Origin of the sequence: Azospirillum sp. A26, from assembly GCF_042604635.1 — a bacterium.
Classification (GTDB): domain Bacteria; phylum Pseudomonadota; class Alphaproteobacteria; order Azospirillales; family Azospirillaceae; genus Azospirillum; species Azospirillum palustre.
In genome coordinates this window covers 799,810-816,722 of record NZ_CP170474.1, presented here as the reverse complement: position 1 = coordinate 816,722, position 16,913 = coordinate 799,810, and the positions used below count along the sequence as shown (strand labels likewise).

The 16,913-nt window shown below is 67.5% G+C and carries 14 protein-coding genes and 2 pseudogenes; 9 read left to right on the top strand and 7 right to left on the bottom strand.

Annotation, left to right across the window (positions count from 1 at the left end):
* Positions 1 to 51: 51 nt before the first annotated feature.
* The 4 genes from ABNQ39_RS27330 to ABNQ39_RS27315 all read right to left on the bottom strand — a co-directional run bounded on the left by ABNQ39_RS27330 (position 52) and on the right by ABNQ39_RS27315 (position 4,189).
* Positions 52 to 1,242, bottom strand: coding sequence for a CaiB/BaiF CoA transferase family protein (locus ABNQ39_RS27330; RefSeq protein ID WP_376964443.1), 1,191 nt, complete (start codon positions 1,240 to 1,242; stop codon positions 52 to 54).
* A gap of 10 nt (positions 1,243 to 1,252) precedes the next feature.
* On the bottom strand, positions 1,253 to 2,050 hold the full coding sequence (locus ABNQ39_RS27325) for a CoA-transferase subunit beta (protein WP_376964440.1): 798 nt from the start codon (positions 2,048 to 2,050) through the stop codon (positions 1,253 to 1,255).
* A 34-nt stretch (positions 2,051 to 2,084) separates the two neighbouring features.
* The gene (locus ABNQ39_RS27320; RefSeq protein ID WP_376964437.1) at positions 2,085 to 2,990 is read right to left on the bottom strand and encodes a CoA transferase subunit A; all 906 of its coding nucleotides are present in this window, start codon (positions 2,988 to 2,990) and stop codon (positions 2,085 to 2,087) included.
* A gap of 122 nt (positions 2,991 to 3,112) precedes the next feature.
* Positions 3,113 to 4,189: a LacI family DNA-binding transcriptional regulator gene (locus ABNQ39_RS27315; RefSeq protein WP_376964434.1), complete on the bottom strand. Its 1,077-nt coding sequence runs from the start codon at positions 4,187 to 4,189 to the stop codon at positions 3,113 to 3,115.
* Here ABNQ39_RS27315 and ABNQ39_RS27310 point away from each other — a divergent pair.
* From ABNQ39_RS27310 to ABNQ39_RS27285, 6 genes and pseudogenes are all read left to right on the top strand, one after another.
* A complete protein-coding gene (locus ABNQ39_RS27310) occupies positions 4,167 to 5,933 on the top strand; it encodes a sugar ABC transporter ATP-binding protein (protein ID WP_376964431.1) in 1,767 nt (588 codons plus the stop codon). The genes ABNQ39_RS27315 and ABNQ39_RS27310 overlap by 23 nt on opposite strands.
* Positions 5,930 to 6,937: an ABC transporter permease gene (locus ABNQ39_RS27305; RefSeq protein WP_376964428.1), complete on the top strand. Its 1,008-nt coding sequence runs from the start codon at positions 5,930 to 5,932 to the stop codon at positions 6,935 to 6,937. Before ABNQ39_RS27310 ends, ABNQ39_RS27305 begins: the two co-directional genes overlap by 4 nt.
* A gap of 60 nt (positions 6,938 to 6,997) precedes the next feature.
* Positions 6,998 to 8,011, top strand: coding sequence for a substrate-binding domain-containing protein (locus ABNQ39_RS27300; protein ID WP_376964425.1), 1,014 nt, complete (start codon positions 6,998 to 7,000; stop codon positions 8,009 to 8,011).
* 97 nt (positions 8,012 to 8,108) lie between these two features.
* Positions 8,109 to 9,008, top strand: a complete 900-nt coding sequence (locus ABNQ39_RS27295) for a CoA transferase subunit A (RefSeq protein ID WP_376964422.1) — start codon at positions 8,109 to 8,111, stop codon at positions 9,006 to 9,008.
* Positions 9,005 to 9,850, top strand: a complete 846-nt coding sequence (locus ABNQ39_RS27290; protein WP_376964419.1) for a hypothetical protein — start codon at positions 9,005 to 9,007, stop codon at positions 9,848 to 9,850. The genes ABNQ39_RS27295 and ABNQ39_RS27290 overlap by 4 nt, the downstream gene beginning before the upstream one ends.
* 108 nt (positions 9,851 to 9,958) lie before the next feature.
* Positions 9,959 to 10,653 (top strand): annotated as a pseudogene (locus ABNQ39_RS27285) (IS6 family transposase).
* A 358-nt stretch (positions 10,654 to 11,011) separates the two neighbouring features.
* Here ABNQ39_RS27285 and ABNQ39_RS27280 read toward each other — a convergent pair.
* On the bottom strand, positions 11,012 to 11,470 hold the full coding sequence (locus ABNQ39_RS27280) for a hypothetical protein (protein ID WP_376965064.1): 459 nt from the start codon (positions 11,468 to 11,470) through the stop codon (positions 11,012 to 11,014).
* Between the two features lie 57 nt (positions 11,471 to 11,527).
* Between ABNQ39_RS27280 and ABNQ39_RS27275 the strand changes: the two are divergent.
* From ABNQ39_RS27275 to ABNQ39_RS27265, 3 genes and pseudogenes are all read left to right on the top strand, one after another.
* Positions 11,528 to 11,707 (top strand): annotated as a pseudogene (locus ABNQ39_RS27275) (efflux RND transporter periplasmic adaptor subunit); the annotation flags it as partial.
* A 253-nt stretch (positions 11,708 to 11,960) separates the two neighbouring features.
* Positions 11,961 to 12,314, top strand: coding sequence for an HlyD family efflux transporter periplasmic adaptor subunit (locus ABNQ39_RS27270; RefSeq protein WP_376965045.1), 354 nt, complete (start codon positions 11,961 to 11,963; stop codon positions 12,312 to 12,314).
* Complete coding sequence (locus tag ABNQ39_RS27265; protein WP_376965043.1) at positions 12,311 to 14,467, top strand: HlyD family efflux transporter periplasmic adaptor subunit; 2,157 nt, start codon at positions 12,311 to 12,313, stop codon at positions 14,465 to 14,467. The genes ABNQ39_RS27270 and ABNQ39_RS27265 overlap by 4 nt, the downstream gene beginning before the upstream one ends.
* 99 nt (positions 14,468 to 14,566) lie before the next feature.
* Here ABNQ39_RS27265 and ABNQ39_RS27260 read toward each other — a convergent pair whose 3' ends face one another.
* Both ABNQ39_RS27260 and ABNQ39_RS27255 read right to left on the bottom strand, forming a co-directional pair.
* Positions 14,567 to 15,319, bottom strand: coding sequence for an efflux RND transporter periplasmic adaptor subunit (locus ABNQ39_RS27260; RefSeq protein WP_376964416.1), 753 nt, complete (start codon positions 15,317 to 15,319; stop codon positions 14,567 to 14,569).
* Positions 15,316 to 16,650: a TolC family protein gene (locus tag ABNQ39_RS27255; protein ID WP_376964413.1), complete on the bottom strand. Its 1,335-nt coding sequence runs from the start codon at positions 16,648 to 16,650 to the stop codon at positions 15,316 to 15,318. The genes ABNQ39_RS27260 and ABNQ39_RS27255 overlap by 4 nt, the downstream gene beginning before the upstream one ends.
* Positions 16,651 to 16,913 lie beyond the last annotated feature (263 nt).

Sequence of the window (16,913 nt, the reverse complement as noted above, 5' to 3'; positions counted from 1 at the left end):
CGGTAAATCGTTTTAGTAAGCAGACGCGCGAAACCGCTCAGGCGGCGGCGGTCAGACGGTGCCGTCGTCCCGCAGGGCGCCGACATCCGCCGGGGTCATGCCCAGCCATTCGCCCAGCACCTCGTCGGTGTGCTGCCCCAACATGGGAGCAGGGTGGCGGATCTCGCCGGGCGTGTCGGAGAGGCGGACGGTCAGGCCGTGGGTGGTCACGGTGCCGGCCTTCGGGTGCTGCGTCTCGACGATCTGCCGAGCCTCGCGCATGTAGGGGTTGGCCAGCAGGTCGGGCAGGGTGGCGATCCGCGCCGCCGGCAGTTCGGCCTGCCGGAGCAGGGCCACCACCTCGTCGGCGGGAAGGCCGGCGATCCAGTCGCCGACCACCGCCTCGATGGCGGGGATGTTGCGCATCCGAGCCTCCAGCGTGGCGAAGCGCGGATCCTCCAGCAGGTCGGGCCGCTTCATGATCCGGGTCAGCCGCGGGAAATGGGCGTCGTTGCCGGCGACCATGTGCAGCCAGACGCCGTCGGCGGCGCGGAAGGTCTGGGCCGGCGCCGAATAGCGGTCGCGGTTGCCGACGCGGGACATAGCCCGGCCGAGCATCGCCTGCTCGGGAATGGCGGTGACCAGCATCGACACGGCGCTGCCCATCAGGCTGGCGTCGACCATCTGGCCCTTGCCGGTCTTGTGGCGGTGCTCGACCGCCGCCAGGATGCCGATGGAGGCGTAGAGCGCGGTGGCGTAGTCGACCAGGAAGGTCCCGCCCATCGTCGGCGGGCCGTCCGGATCGCCGGTGATCTCCATCAGGCCGGAGGTCGCCTGGGCGATGCCGTCGAAGCAGGGCTCCGCCGCCATCGAGCCCTGCTGGCCGTAACCGGAGATACGGGCCATGATCAGGCGCGGGTTGACCGCGTGGAGATCCTCCCAGCCGCAGCCCATCTTCTCCATGGTGCCGGGGCGGAAATTCTCGATCAGCACGTCCGCCTGCTTCACCATCTCGCGCAGCAGGCCATGGGCGCGCGGATCGCGGAAGTTCAGCGTGATGCTGCGCTTGTTGCGGTTGAACACCATGAAGTACAGGCTCTCGCCTTCGACATGGGGTTCCAGGGCGCGGGTGTCGTCGCCGCGGCGCGGTCGCTCGACCTTGACGACGTCGGCGCCGAGATCGCCCAGCATCATCCCGCAATGCGGGCCGGCGATGAAGCGCGACAGGTCGAGGACCTTCAGTCCATCGAGGGGTCCAGGCATGGGGGTCACCTCAGACGCGCAGCAGGACGCGGTTCGGATCGATCACCCGGCGGATGAGATCCAGTTCCTGCATGCTGGGAAGCGGGGTGGCGGGAAGCTGCTCCGGCAGGACCGGGCGGAAGGACATGAGGTCGAACACCTCTTCCGCCGTGACGCCGGGGTGCAGCGATCGCAGGCGCATCTGCCTGCTGCCGGGCTCGAAGTCGAAGATCGCCTTGTCGGTGACGACGAGCTGCGGTCCGCCGGGGGACAGCCCGGCCTCCTCGCGGCTGCGGCCGCCCCGCAGATGGCCGACGCTGGTGATGAAGTCGACAGCCTCGACGAAGACCCGGCGGTCGAGATCGACCACGACGATCGGGCGGGGAACGAAGGCGAAATGCTCGGGCTGGGCGAGGCAGCCGACCAGCCGGACCTTCGGATCGCGGTAATCGCCGATGGCGGTGATGTTCAGGTTGCCGAAGCGGTCGATTTGCGCAGCGGAGTCGAAGCAGACGTCGAAGGCGCGGCGGGCCAGCATGTCGCATTTGACGCCGGTGTCCGACGGGCAAGCGGCGGCCTGCCAGCGGGTGAAGCTGTCCTGCTTCAGGTCGGCGGGCATGCTGGACAGGTCCGGCTCCAGCAGGTTGCCCCAATAGACCGAGGCCGACGGTGCATGGAGCATCTGGGCCAGCCGCACCGCCGTCAGCGGGATGCCCACCGCCAGGGTGAAGGCCCGCCCGTTGGTGCCGACGCCGACGAAGGCAAGGTCGCCGTCACGGATTTCCCGTGCGATGGCGGCGGTGACGATCTCGTTCGTGGTGGGGGACATCGTCGCCGCGTCAGCAGCTAAATCGATTTTATTTTCAGGCATGAGTCTGCTCGCGGTTCGGGACGTCGAGAGCCTCCAGGGCGGCGAGGCCGCCGACCTTGGCGACATAGGCGTCGTGGTCGGGCACGGAGCGGGCATACTCGTCCAGATAGGCCTGCGCCCCCTCCGGCGTGCGGCTGCGCTCCAGATAGCCGGTCAGGTGGGCGTCGTCCTCGTCGTAATGGCCGTCGCAGGCGGCCGGATGGGCGCCGTAGGGCAGCTCGACGATGGCTTCGACCCAGTTGCCGGGGATGTAGGTCAGGGTGGGCCGGCGCTTGATCTCCTCATGCGGGATGATCTTCTCCACCGTCACGATCAGGCGCGTCGCGGCGCTGGCGATCATCTGGTCGATGTCGTCGCTGTCGCGCACGATCGGCCACTGCACGTTGCCGTACTTGTCGCCGACATAGCCGTGAATGATTGTGAAGTCCGCCTTCGCCGCGGCGACCGCCTGGAGCGGCTCGCCGGTGAAGGGACAGGAGAAGGGCCGGATCTGCTCGGGATTGTGGCGGGCGATGTCGGACCCCAGCAGGGTCTTGATCGGCAGGAAGGCCAGCCCCTGGGTCGCGGCGCGGAAGCGGGCAACCATGGCGGTTTCCGAGAAGTCGCGCACGGCGATGGCCCCGCCCTCCACCCCGCGGCGGAAGTTGGGTGCCAAGCCGTAGCTGAACATGCCGGTGTAGATGCCCTCATAGCGGCTGATCGCACCGGCGGCAGCCAGCATGTCGGTGGCCGTCGTCGCCGCCCAGCTCTGCACCGTCAGGTCTTTGACCCCGCGGCGGATCAGGGAGCGGATCGCGGCATTCGGCTGACGGCGCAGCAGGCTACCGCCGAGCGCCAGCGTGCTGCCCGACGCGATGGGGGCGAGCGCCTCCTCCAGGGTTACCAGTTTCTCTTTCACGGTCGATGTCTCGCATTGGTTGGGCCGGGGACCGGCCGGACATGGTCGAGCGGAAGCGATGCGCGGCGGCGGGCACCGCGCTGGAAGAACGGTTTGGGGGTGACGGGCCGTGGTGTTGCGCGTCAGCCGCCTTCGGCGGTTCCGCGCGCCGCAGTCGGCCTGCGGCGGCGCGGTTTCGGCGCGGCCTGCGGCGGTGCCGTGGTGCCGCGCACGATCAGCGACGGCTTCAGCACCACCGAGCGCGGCGGCTCCGTGCGGTCGCCGGCGATGCGTTGCAGCAGCAGGCGGGCCGCGGCATCCCCGGTTTCCCGCTTGGGGTGGTTGATAGTGGTGAGGTTGAGCAGCGGGTGCTCGGCGAGCTGGATGTTGTCGAAGCCGACGACCGAGACGTCGGCCGGAACGCGGATGCCAAGATCGTGCAGGGCGCCGAGCGCGCCGAGCGCCATCAGGTCGTTGGCCGCCAGGATGGCCGTCGGCCGCTGCGAGAGCGCCATCAGGCTGCGCGCGGCGCTGTCGCCGGATTCCATGCTGTAGTCGCCCTGGACCGCCAGCGACGGATCGTCGTCCAGCCCATGCGCCTGCACCCCCGCCTGGTAGGCGGCGAAGCGGTCGTCGGCGGAACTGGAGCGGAAAAGCCCCTTGACGAAGGCGATGCGGCGGTGTCCCAGGCTGACCAGGTAATCGAGCGCCATGCGCACGCCGGACCGGTTGTCGATGCCGACATAGTCAGTGCTGAAATCGGGAGCGCGGCGGTTGACGGTGACGAGCGGGATGCCGGCCGCCGCCACGCGCTCCATGTCCTGGGCGTCGAGATTCTGGGAGAGCACGATCATGCCGTCGATCTGCTTGTCCAGCAGCGAGCGGACATAGGCCGTCTTCTTCTCCGCCTGGAAATCGGTGTTGCAGAGGATCAGGTTCTTGCGTTCCCGCCAGACCACGTCCTCCACCCCGCGGACGACGTCCGGCACAAAGGGATTGGCGATGTCACCCACCACCAGCCCGATCGACCAGCTCCGCCCCAGTCGAAGGCCGCGGGCGGCCGATGAGGCGTGATAGCCGATCTCGCGCGCCTTGCGGCGCACGAGGTCGCGCGTCTCGGCCTTCACGTTCGGCTTGTCGGCCAGCGCGTTGGACACGGTCGCCGGGGAAACGCCGCACAGCGCCGCAAGATCCAGGATGGTCGGCCGGGCGCCGGACACGGACGCAATGGCCGTTCCGTTGGCCGCCCCGCTTGCCGGAGCGCCGTCGCCCTGTTGTCCGCTTGCCTGTTCTTCGCGAGGTCGATTTCTGGACATGCCCCACCAAAAAATGCTTGCGAACCAAATTAAAAACGTTTTAGCTCCTGACTGCAAGCGAAAAAACAATAAGCCGGCACCACAATCCGGCCCGCCAGCGACAAGCACAACCGAAAACATAGGGAGGGGAGCGATGCGCGATTCGGCGCCCCTGCTACGACTGACAGGCATTTCCAAGAGTTTTCCCGGCGTGCGTGCCCTGGACGGGGTCGACCTCACCGTCGGAAAGGGCGAAGTTGTTGCTTTGATTGGAGAAAATGGGGCCGGGAAATCGACGCTGATGAAGATCCTCAACGGGATCTACCAGCCCGATGCCGGGGAGATCGCGCTGAACGACGCGCCTATCTCCTTTCCAGACCCCCATGCGGCGCTCGCCCATGGCGTCAGCATGGTCCATCAGGAACCGAAGCTGTGCCTCGCTCTCAGCGTTACTGAAAACGTTTTAATTGGGCATCTGCCGTGTGGCCGTTTCGGCGCCATCGACTGGAAGCGGGCGCACGAGCGCACGCGGACGCTGTTGCGGCGGGTCGGGCTGGCGATGGAGCCAACGATCCCGGCGGAGCGGCTGTCGATCGCCGAGCGCCAGCTGCTGCAGATCGCCAAGGCGCTGGCATCGGAGTCGGCGCTGATCGTGTTGGATGAGCCGACCGCCAGCCTGACGCCGGTCGAGGTCGACCTGCTGTTCGGCATCGTCCGCGACCTACAGGCCGCCGGGGTCAGCTTCATCTACATCTCCCACCACCTGGAAGAGATCCTGCGCATCGCGCAACGGGTGTCGGTGCTGAAGGACGGCCGCAAGGTCGCCGACCGTCTGATCGTCGACACCAGCAAGGAGGAGATGCTGTCGCTGATGGTGGGCCGCAGCCTGGGCGACCGCTTTCCGGCCAAGGACCGCCGGGCCGGGCCGGTCGCCCTGGAGGTGCGCGGCCTGAGCGGCCGGGGCTTCGCCGACATCTCCTTCCGCGTCCATCGCGGCGAGGTGGTCGGCATCGCCGGCCTCGTCGGAGCCGGGCGGACCGAACTGGCCCGCGCCATCTTCGGTGCCGATCCCCTCAAGGGCGGCTCGATCCTGGTCAACGGCCAGCCGGCGCGCATCCGCAACCCGGCCGACGCCATCGCGCTCGGCATCGCCTACATCGCCGAGGACCGGCGCGACGGGCTGTTCATGCCGCTGCCGGTGAAGGAGAACATCACCTGCGTCACGCCGGAGGCGGTGGCCAGCGCCGGCGTCATCCGCGAGTCCAGCCAGAGGCGCATCGCGCTCGACTACATCAAGCGGCTGAACATCCGCACGCCGTCGCCGGAACAGCAGATCCGCTTCCTCAGCGGCGGCAACCAGCAGAAATGCATCCTGGCGCGCTGGATCATCAAGGGCGTGCAAACCATCATCTTCGACGAGCCGACGCGGGGCATCGACGTCGGCGCGAAGACCGAAATCTACCGCCTGATCGACCAGCTCGCCCGCGAGGGCAAGTCCGTCATCCTGATCTCGTCCGAACTTCCGGAAATCCTCGGCATGAGCGACCGCGTCCTCGTCATGGAGCGCGGACGGCTCAGCGGCGAAGTCGACGGACGCGACGCGACCGAGGAAAGCCTCCTGGCGCTCGCCCTTCCGGCCAACCCCTCTTCCCACGAGCTGCAGCCATGACCGAACCGTCCCAGCCGATGGCGGCACCCGCAACGGGCCCCGCCGCACCGCAATCCGCACCCGCCGGCCGTTCCGTCAACTGGACCGGCTATCTCGTCCAATACAGCAACGTGCTGGCCCTGATCGTCATCCTGCTGGTGGCCTCGGCGCTGTCGCCCTACTTCTTCTCGACCCGCAACATCTTCAACGTCCTGCGCGGCGCCACCATGGTGGGCATCGTCGCGGTGGGCATGACCTATGTGATCCTGAACCGCGGCATCGACCTGTCGGTCGGCTCGCTGGTCGGCCTGTCGGCGGCGCTGACGGCGTCCTTTGCCGACCAGGGCATCCTGGCGGCGGCGGCTATCGGGCTGGCCTCGGGCCTGTTCCTGGGTCTGGTCAACGGGCTGATGATCACCGTGCTGCGCCTGCAGCCCTTCATCGCCACGCTGGGCATGATGATCTTCGCCCGCGGCCTCGTCTTCGTCTACACCGGCGGCAGCAACATCGCAGTCGACCAGCCGAGCGACGCCTTCACCCTGCTGGGATCGGGCTATTTCGGCCCCGTGCCGGTGCCGGTCGTGGTGTTCATCGCCATCTGGGCGCTCGCCGCCTGGGTGCTGCGCTACACGGTGTTCGGCCGCTCGATCTACGCGGTCGGCGCCAACGAGGAGGCGGCACGGCTGTCCGGCATCAACGCCGACCGCAACAAGGTGCTGGTCTACTGCATCAGCGGCGTGCTGGCCGCCTTCGCCGGCGTGGTGATGGCGAGCCGCCTGACCGTCGGCGAACCCAACGGCGGCACCCTGTTCGAACTGGACGCCATCGCCGCGGTGCTGATCGGCGGCACAACCTTCGATGGCGGCGTCGGCAGTGTGCATGGCACCGTGCTCGGCATCCTGATCCTGGCCTTCCTGTCCAACGTGCTGAACCTGCTGAACATCTCCCCCTATTCGCAGATGCTGCTGAAGGGCGTGATCATCGTTCTGGCGGTCGTGGTCAGCGAGTGGCGCAAGCGCAAGTAGCCGGTCGGCAGCCTGCCGCCCTTTCCCAACAAACCGGATAATAAAACGAGGAAACGCATCATGTCGAAGAAGGATATCTGGATGCCCGGCCGCCGCGAGCTGCTGAAGGTAGGCTCCGTCGGACTGGCCGCCGCGACCGCCCTTCCCTTCGTCAACCGGACCGCCTGGGGCGAGACCGGGGTGGAGGGCAAGACCATCGGCTTCACCATGTCGTTTTCCAACACCGAGTGGATCAAGCAGATGCAGCGCGGCGTCGTCGACACCGCCGCGAAGTACGGGATGAAAACCGTCGTCTACGATGCCAACGACCAGCCCGCCAAGCAGGTGCGCGACATCGAGGACCTGCTGGTCCGCAACGTCGACATCATCATCATCTCCACCTACTACGCCGACGCGATCCGGCCGGCGGTGCAGGAGATCAACCGGGCCGGCATCCCGATCGTGGTGCTCAGCTCCCCCCTGCCGGCCGGGGTCGACTTCAACTGCCTGCTCTCGACCGATATGATCGGCACCGCCCACAAGGCCGGCGAATATTACGTCAAGAAGCTGAACGGCGAGGGCAGCGTCGTGCAGATCGAGGGCAAGCCGGGATCGCTGATCAACCAGCAGCGCGGCAGCGGCTGGCGCGAGGTCATCGACAAGCACCCTGGCATCAAGGTGGTGTCGCATGTGGTTGCCAACTACGACCGCACCCAGGCGATCCGCGGGATGGAGGACGCCCTGCAGGCGAACCCGAAAATCGACGCGGTCTACAGCCACAACGATGACATGGCGCTGGGTGCTGTCCGTGCCGCCGCGGAATTCGGCCGCGAGAAGTCGATGTTCTTCACCGGCTTCGACGGGCTGACGCCGGAGGCGCTGGAAGCGATCCACAACGGAACCCTGGATGCCGTCTGGGAGTATCTTCCGTTCGGTGTCGAGGGCGTCGAGGCGGCGGTGCGCATCCTCCAGAAGAAGCCGATCCCGAAGACCATCGCGTTCGAATCGCCGATGATCACTAAGGAGAACGTGCTGGAGTGGTACGACCCGGAGACGCGCAAGCGCCGCGTCCTGCCGTCGCGCCTTTCGCTCTGACCGGAGCCGCTCCGGCCGGCTTCGGCCGGCGGCTCCGCCTCCGGCGGAGCTGGCCGGCCTTGTCCGCCGCACCATTCACTGCACCGGAACTCCTGCCGTGACACCAAGCACATCTAAGGTGGGAAGCATCGCCGATGCCGTCGCCCTGATCCCCGACGGGACGCGGCTGGCGATCGGCGGCTTCGCCATCTACCAGCATCCCATGGCGGTCGTCCGAGCGCTGATCCGCGCCGGCCGCCGCGACCTGACCGTCGTCGGCACGGTCAGCGGCAACGAGGTCGACCTGCTGGCCGGCGCCGGCTGCCTGAAGCGGGTGGAAACCTCCTATGTCGGGCTGGAGAAATACGGCCTGGCCCCCAATTTCCGCCGCGCCGTCGAAGAGGGGCGGATCGAGGTGGTCGACTACCCCGAAGTTCTCAGCTTCGACCGCTTCCGCGCCAGCCAGGAGAACCTAACCTTCTGGCCCTGCGATTACCTGGGCGGCACCGATGTGCTGGCCCGCAACCCCGACATCAAAATCTTCACCTGCCCGATCACCGGGCGCAGCCTGCAGGCGGTGCCGCCGGCCGACCCGGAGGTCGTCGTGCTGCATGCCATCGCGGCCGACGAGCGCGGCAACGTCATTCTGCCGCGGCGTCATCTGCTGCCGCAGGGGCTCGACGTCATCATGGCGCGCGGCTGCGACACCGTGATTGTCACGGTGGAGAAGATCGTGCCGCGCGCGCTGGTGCGCCGCCATGCCGAACAGGTCCAAATCCCTGCCTACAAGACCAGGCTGGTGGTGGAGGCTCCCTGGGGCGCGCATCCCACCGCCGTCCTCGGCCGTTATGCCACCGACGACGCCCATTTCCGGGATTATGTCGCCGCCTCGGCTAGCCCGGAAGGGTTCGCCGCCTATCTCGACCGCTATGTCCATGCCCCCGCCGACCATGCCGCCTATCTGGAGCGGATCGGTGCGGAGCGGCTGGGCACGCTGACGGAGCTCGACACGCTATGAGCGGATCGCACCACACCCCGTCGGCGGGTGCGCCGACACTGGCCGAGACGATCGCCGTCAATCTGGCCCGCTCCTTTTCCGACGGCGAAGTGGGGTTCACCGGCCTCGTCACCGGTGGCGCCGCGGCGCTGTTCGGGACCTCCATCCCGCTGGCCGCCATGGCACTGGCCCAGGCGATGCATGCGCCGAACCTGACCATCCTGCTGGCCGGCTGGTCGCACAATCCGGATTTGCAGTCGCTGTCGGTCATGCCGGATTCGGAATTCGACGCGGTCCTGCGCGACCTGCCCTGCGACGCCCAGATGGTGACCTATCCGGGCCCTTGGTCGATCCGGCGCGGCGACATCGATTTCGGCTTCAGCTCCGGCGTCCAGGTCGATGTCGTGGGCAACATTAACAGCGTCTGCATCGGCGATCCGGCGAAGCCGAAGGTAAGGCTGGTCGGACCGATCCTCCAGCCCGAGCACATGACCCTGTTCGGACGCGAATATGTGATGATGCCCCACCATGCACGCCGCAACTTCGTGGAACGGGTCGATTACGTCTCCGGTGTCGGCTATCCGGGCGGGTTGGAAGGGCGGCGGCGCCTGGGTCTTCACCATGGCGGCCCGGAATGGGTGGTAACGCCGAAGTGTATCTTCGATTTCGACAAGGAGAACGGCCGCATCCGTTTGAAATCGGTGCATAGCGAGGCCGACCGGCAGGACATCGACGTCCACACCGGGTTCGACATCGACAGCGCGGGCGTACCGCGGACGGCTGCGCCGACACTGGAGGAGTTGGACCTGTTGCGGCGTCATGTAGATGCCAGGGGCGTGCTGCTTGGCAGGCGCGACGCCTGACTGGCCCGGGCCGCGTGCATTCCCACGAGTCTGCCGGACGCGAAGGCCCAGGCCGGCGTTGTCACGGGAACCGTGGCGGCGCGTCCGTCGCAGTATTATCTTGCTCAGATGCCGCCGCTCTCCTATGCCCGCCATCAGTTCCCGCCCGCGATCATCCGACATGCGATCTGGCTCATCTCCGCTTCACGCTGAGTTACCGGGATGTCGAGGAACTGCTGGCCGAACGCGGCGTGGAGGTGTCCTACGAGACCGTCCGCCGCTGGGTCCTGAAGTTTGGACCCGCCATCGCAGGCAACCTGCGGCGATTGCGTCCCAAGCCCAGCCCACGCTGGCATCTGGACGAGATGGTGATCAGGGTCAGCGGAAAGCTGATGTACTTGTGGCGGGCTGTCGACGACGAAGGCGAGGTGTTGGAGGCGCTTGTCCAGCGTCGGCGCGATAAAGCCGCAGCCCGCAAGCTGATGCGTAAACTGCTGAAGAAGCATGGTTTCGCGCCCACTCAGGTCACCACCGACAAGCTCCGGTCCTACGGGGCCGCCTTCCGCCAACTCGGTCTGACCGCCCACCATGAACAAGGGCGGCGAACAAACAACCGCGCCGAGGTCTCACACCAGCCGGTGCGGCGACGAGAGCGCCAGATGCAGCGGTTCAAATCATCGGGTTCCGCCCAGCGCTTCATCTCTCTGCATGCCGCCGTCTACAACACCTTCAATTTCCAGCGCCACCTTGTCTCCCGCCGCACTCTGCGCACCTTCCGGGCACAGGCCGTGGCCGATTGGCAGGCCGCCACCGACGCGGCATGAACCAGGTGCGAAGTTCGCAAGTTCTACTTGCCGAATCAGTTGCCGTGACAAAGCCCGCTGGACGCTTGGCCTTTGCGGAGCGCCCGCATCCCTGCTCCATCCCGGTTTGCGCATCGAGGTTGGTGGGCATCCACTTGGCATCCTACCGCCGCGCCACTGCAAAGACGACCGAATCGGCCCAGTCGCGAAAGGTATTCTTAACCATATGTGAAGAAATTTCAAAGTAGTTAACGACTGCTTGCAATGTAAGCATCGCCTGGCTGTCGGGCCGATCGAAGAACACAGGGGTTGATCCATGTCGACCGCAGCAATGGAAAAGACCGTTTCCACGGAAAAGGCTCCCGATGGCGACCGCCGGCTACTCGTCCTGACCGGCCTGTTGCAGCTCGAACGCCGCGCACGGGCGGCGCCGACTGCAGCGGAACTCGGCTTCCTGATGGTGAACGAGACGCTTGGGCTGGTGCGTTACCGGCAGGCCGCCCTGTGGCAGGGCCGGGCGGGCGGGCAGGGCACGGTGGCGGCGCTGTCGGGCGTCTCCGTCATCGACCGACAGGTTCCTTATGTGATGTGGCTGCGCCGCGTGCTGGACTGGATTCACGTGCAGCATGGCCTGGGCACGCCGGTGCAGCTGGTGGCCGCGGACCTTCCCCCCGACCTCGCGCGCCCCTGGGCCGAGTGGCTGCCGACGCGCGCGCTCTGGCTGCCGCTGCACGGCCGCAAGGATCGCGACCCCGGCGCGCTGCTCCTGGCGCGCGACGAGGACTGGACGGTCGGTGAGCTCCATCTGCTGGGTTACGCTGTGGATGCCTACGGGCATGCGTGGCACGCCCTCGCCGGACGCCGCCGGCGCTCAGTAGGGCCGCGCGGCCGGCACATGTTTCTGGCGGCGCTGTTGGCCGGTAGCGCGGTGGTGCTCGCGCTTCCGGTCCCGCAGTCGGCCCTGGCTCCGGCTGAGGTGATCCCCCGTGAACCGACCATCCTGCGCGCGCCCATCGACGGCGTGGTCGACCGGTTCGAGGTGAAGCCCAACGAGCCGGTGCGCGAAGGCCAGCTGCTCCTGGTGCTCGACCGGACCAAGCTGCAGAACCGGCTGGAGGTCGCCCGCAAGGCGCTGGAGGTGGCGCAGACCGAGCACCGCCAAGCCGGCCAGCAGGCCCTGTTCGACCCTCGGGCGAAGGCCGGCCTGGCCATCCTCAAAGGGCGCATGGATCAGCAGGCCGCCGAGGTCGCCTATGTCGAGCAACTGCTGGACCGCATCGAGATCCGTGCCCCCCGCGCCGGCATCGCTGGACTGGATCGGCAAGCCGGTGACGATCGGCGAGCGCATCCTCACCGTCGCCGATCCCCAGGAGGCGGAACTGGAGATCCGCCTTCCGGTCGCCGACGCCATCGCGCTGGAACCCGATGCCGACGTACGCCTCTTCCTCAACATCGACCCGCAGAACGTCATCGCCGCGCGGCTCAGCTACAGCGGCTACCAGGCCGAAACCACGCCGGACGGCGTCGTCGCCTACCGGCTGAAGGCGACGCTCGATCCGACCGTCGCCCCGCCCCGCATCGGGCTGAAGGGCGTCGCCAAGCTTTATGGCGAGCGCAGCCCGCTGATCCTCTCCATCCTGCGCCGGCCGCTCGCCGCCGTCCGACAGCGGCTCGGCCTGTGAGCGTCGCCCTGCACCCCGGCGCGGTGGCTGCCGCTCCGGCGACGCCTGCGCCGCGCCTGCCGCCGTTGCGGGAGGAGCTGTCGCTGCATGCCGGGCCGCCGACGCCGGACGGCGCCCCGACCTGGACACTGCACGACCCGTCCTGCAACCGCTTCTTCCGCATCGGCTGGCCCGAGCTGGAGATGCTGTCGCGCTGGCACCTCGGCGAGCCCACCGCCATCGCGGCGGCCGTGTCGCGGGAGACGACCATCGCCGCAACCCCGGCGCAGGTGGAGACCCTGGCCCGTTTCCTATGGTCGCAGGGTCTTCTCCAGGCCCTGGGCGCGAGCGCCCTCGGCCGGCTCAAGGTCCTAGCGGACGCGCAGCGTCCCCATTGGCTGATGTGGCTGCTGAAAACCTACCTGTCCTTCCGCATCCCCGTGCTGCGCCCGGACGGCTTTCTCAACGCCACCATGCCGCTGGCGAAGCTCCTGTTCACGCGGCTCTTCCTGGTGATCACCGTCCTGGCGGCGCTCATCGGCGGCTATCTGGCGCTGCGGCAGTGGGATGCCTTCCGCACCACCTTCCTTCATTTCTTCTCGCTGGAAGGCGCGCTGCTCGCCGGCTGCGCGCTCGGCGGCGCCAAGCTGCTGCACGAGTTTGGCCATGCCTACACCGCCAAGCGCTTCGGCTGCCGCGTGCCGACGATGGGAGTGATGTTCCTGGTGCTCTGGCCGGTGCTCTATACCGATGTCAGCGAAGCCTGGAAGCTGCCGTCGCGACGCCAGCGTCTGTCGATCGGCGTGGCCGGCATCACAGCGGAGCTGGTGCTGGCCGCCTATGCCACGCTGGCCTGGAGCTTTCTGCCGGACGGCCCGGCGCGCAGTGCCGCCTTCCTGCTCGCCACCTCGACTTGGGTGCTGACGGTGCTGGTCAACCTCAACCCGCTGATGCGGTTCGACGGTTATTTCCTGCTGTCGGACCTGTTGGACGTGCCGAACCTGCAGGAGCGGGCCTTCGCCCTGGCCCGCTGGCGGCTGCGCGAGCTGCTGTTCGGCTTCGGCGATTTGCCGCCGGAGCGCTGGGCCCCGCGGCGGAAGCGGGTGCTGCTGCTCTATGCCTACGCCACCTGGGTTTACCGCTTCTTCCTGTTCCTCGGCATCGCGCTGCTCGTCTACCACCTGTTCTTCAAAGTGCTCGGGGTGTTCCTGATGGCGGTCGAGATCTGGTGGTTCATCGCCAAGCCGGTCGCCACCGAGCTGCGGGGATGGTTCCGGCGTCCCGGCGGCCTTCGCGTCACCCCCAACCTGCTGCTCAGCGCGCTGCTGCTTGCTGCCGGGCTGGCGGCCTTCCTCCTGCCCTGGAGCAGCGGCGTCTCCGCGCCGGCGATCCTGCGCGCGGAACGGCAGACCCATCTTTTCGTCCCGGCCGACGCCCGGTTGGCCGCGATCGACGCCAGGGCCGGCAGGACGGTGGCGGAAGGCGACCGGCTCTTCCGGCTGGAGTCTCCCGACCTCGACCATGAACTGGCGCAGGCCGAGCGGCAGGTGGAGACTCTGCAGGGCCGCGTCCAGGTTCAGACCCTGAGCGCGGACCTGCTCGAGTCCAGCCGCTCGACCTGGCGGGAACTGGAGGAGGCGCAGGCCAAGCTGGCGGCCCTGAGGGACGAGACGGCGCGGCTGGCGGTCAAGGCACCCTTCGCCGGCGTGCTGGTCGACGTCACCGACCCGCTGGTGGCCGGCGAGTGGATGAAGGAGGGAACCGCTCTCGCGACCCTGCTCGATCCGCGCAGCAGCGTGATCGAAGCCTATGTTCCCGAGGAGACTCTGCGTCGGATCGCCGTTGGCACCAAGGGTCGTTTCCTGTCCGACGATCCGGCCGGCCGGGCCGTTCCGGCCGAGGTGATCGCGATCGCCGCTGCGAGCAGCCGCGTCCTGACCGAACCGTCGCTCGCCTCCACCTATGGCGGTCTGGTGCCAACCCATCTCGGCCGCGAGAACATCCTGGTGCCGGAGGCGCCGGTCTACCGCATCCTCCTGCATGCGGCCGAGCCGCGGCCCGCCCCGACGCGAATCGAGCGCGGCATGGTGACCCTGGACGGCGAGCGGGAAAGCCTGGCCGTCCGCCTCTGGCGCAGCACGGTCGGCGTGGTGATCCGGGAAAGCAGCTTCTGAACGGCGATAGAGCCGGAAAGGAACCTGGAAAAGAGCAGGGGGCGGAAGGCCTGACCCTTCCGCCCCCTGCTGGGTTTCGGATGCCGGCGCGCTTGCGCGTCAGTGGAGCGGAGCGAAGACGGCGGTGCCGCTCATGCCGGCGATCAGTTCGGGGACACCGCCACCGGTCACGGTGCCGAACACCTTGATGGTCTGGCTGACCGGATCGATGCGCGCTCCCGTCCGGCCGATGGTCGCCGCATATTCTTTGCCCGTCTCGTCCAGCCGCAGTGTGAACGCGGTACCCTGGCGCAGCCATTGCAGCCAAGTCGACGGCACGGCCAGTTCGACCTCCAGCTCGCGATCGTCGAGGATCTCCATCAGCTCGTGGCCTTCGCCGACATACTGGTGAGCTCTGGCCTTCAGCTCCACGACGCGCCCGGCGAAGGGGGCGGTGATGACGCAGTAAGTGGCGATCGTCCGGTTCATCGCCACCTCGGCTTCCGCGACGGCGAGCTGGGCCGCGGCGGTCTGGAACTCGAGCGCGCTGTTGGAGCCGAGCTTGTCCAGACGGGCCTGGACATTGTAGGTCTTGCGGGCCTGGTCCTGCTGCGCTAGGGCCTTGTCGAGCCGCGCCTTGTGCAGCCGGCAATCCAGGGCGGCGAGCTTCTGCCCCTCGGTGAAACGCTCGCCCTCCCGCACCGTCAGCTCGCTGATCGCGCCCGGAATCTCGGCCGACAGGATCGTGCTGCGGACCGGGCTGATCTGCGCGCGGATCTCGGGATGTCCGCCCTCCGCCGTCTGCGCGTGTGCGGCGCCGGCGAGGGCGAGCAGGGCGGTCAGGCCGGCCCCCGCCAGGCGCCGCGCCGTCACGACCGCGGCCCCACGCTGGCGAGCTGCGTCCGCACGGCCGCCGCGGGGCCGGCGGCCACCGGGATCCCGCCGTCCTTGGAAGGCTCTTCCTTGGCCGGTCCTTCCGCCGGCCGTTCCGCGGTCGGAAGCTGCGGCGCCTCCACTGGCAGGCTGTCCAGCGGAATGCGGCCGGCCGTCCAGTCCGCGACCACCGGGGTCAGCCCCGCGGTCAGGCCCTTGATGTCCTGGCTCTGCACGGTTTCCGGGATCGGATCGAGGCCGAGCGAGACGTAGAGGCTCGACACCGCGTTCTGCAGTTCGGCATAAGCGCGGTCGCGCGCCAACTGGGAGCCCAGCGCCGCCGCCTTGGCACGGATGCGTTCCAGCGGAGATTCGGCGTCGGAGGCGGCGGCCTTCTGCACGTTCTCGTTGATGCGCTTCTCGATCGATTCGAGCTGGAGGGCGCGCTCGAAGGTCGTGCGGCCGCGCTGGTACTGCTGCAGGGCGACATGGACCTGGGTCAGCGTCGCCATGCTGAGCGCCAGGCGCCGGAAGTCGCCGGCCTCTACCTGAGCCTCCGCGGCGCGGATGTTGGCCGGGCCGGAAACGAGGTTGAACAGGTTCAGCGTCACGCGGGCTCCGGCCTCGGCCCAGGCGTTGTTGAGCAGGTAGGAATTGCTGTCGTAGTTCAGTGACGGGTTGAAGGAGATGCCGGGAAGCATCCGCAGCATCGCCTTGCGGACCTCGGCCGAGTTGATGCGCCGCTGATACTGCTCCTCGACCGACGCGGCATCCTTCAGCGCCTGGCGCGCCTCGACCAGCAGACCGTCGATCTCCCCCAACATCCGCTCGCTGCCGGCCGCCAGCCAGAAGGCCCCGCGCACCTGCTGGATGATCGAGTTGACCAGCCGGCGGCGGCGCTCGTGCGCAATCAGCACGCGGTTGGCCTGCTGGTTCGCCTGGTAATAGCTGACGCCGAAGTCAAGGATGTTCCAGGTCAGGCCGAGATCGGAGACGAAACGATCCTTGTCCTGGCTGATGGCCGGTTCGACCGAGCGGAAGTTGGTGGTGGTATTGCGACTGTAGGTCTCGTTCGCGGGGCTGCGCGTGACGAAGCCGGCACTGGCCGCCATGCGCGGCAGCATGTCGTAGCTGGTGACGTCGAGCTGCCGGTTCTGCAGCATCTCCTCCATCAGCGCCTGACGGGAATCCAGGTTGTACTTGATGGCGCGGGCCATCGCCTCGGCCATGGTGATCGGGCCGGTAACCGGCTCCTGGTCGACGAAGAGGCGGGAGCGATCCTGTGTGACCTGCGCCAGCTGTTGATCGACCGTCAGCGGCTCGGGCGTCACGGAACAAGCCGAGACGGCAGCCGCCAGCGCAACCAATACCAGATGTGACGCGCCCAACCGCAGGCGGCGCATTCCGCTCCTTGCCATCGTCATTCCCCTCTTATAGACCACCGACCAAGAACAAGCGGGCATCTCCCTATAGGATATATTGAAAATATCAAGCCGATATCGTTTGTTGCGATGTCAAAACTCCACTACTGTGTTTTTTGTGAAGCACTTATTAGATAGATTTTGTTAACTTTTTGGTCATGCGGTCGGTTTTT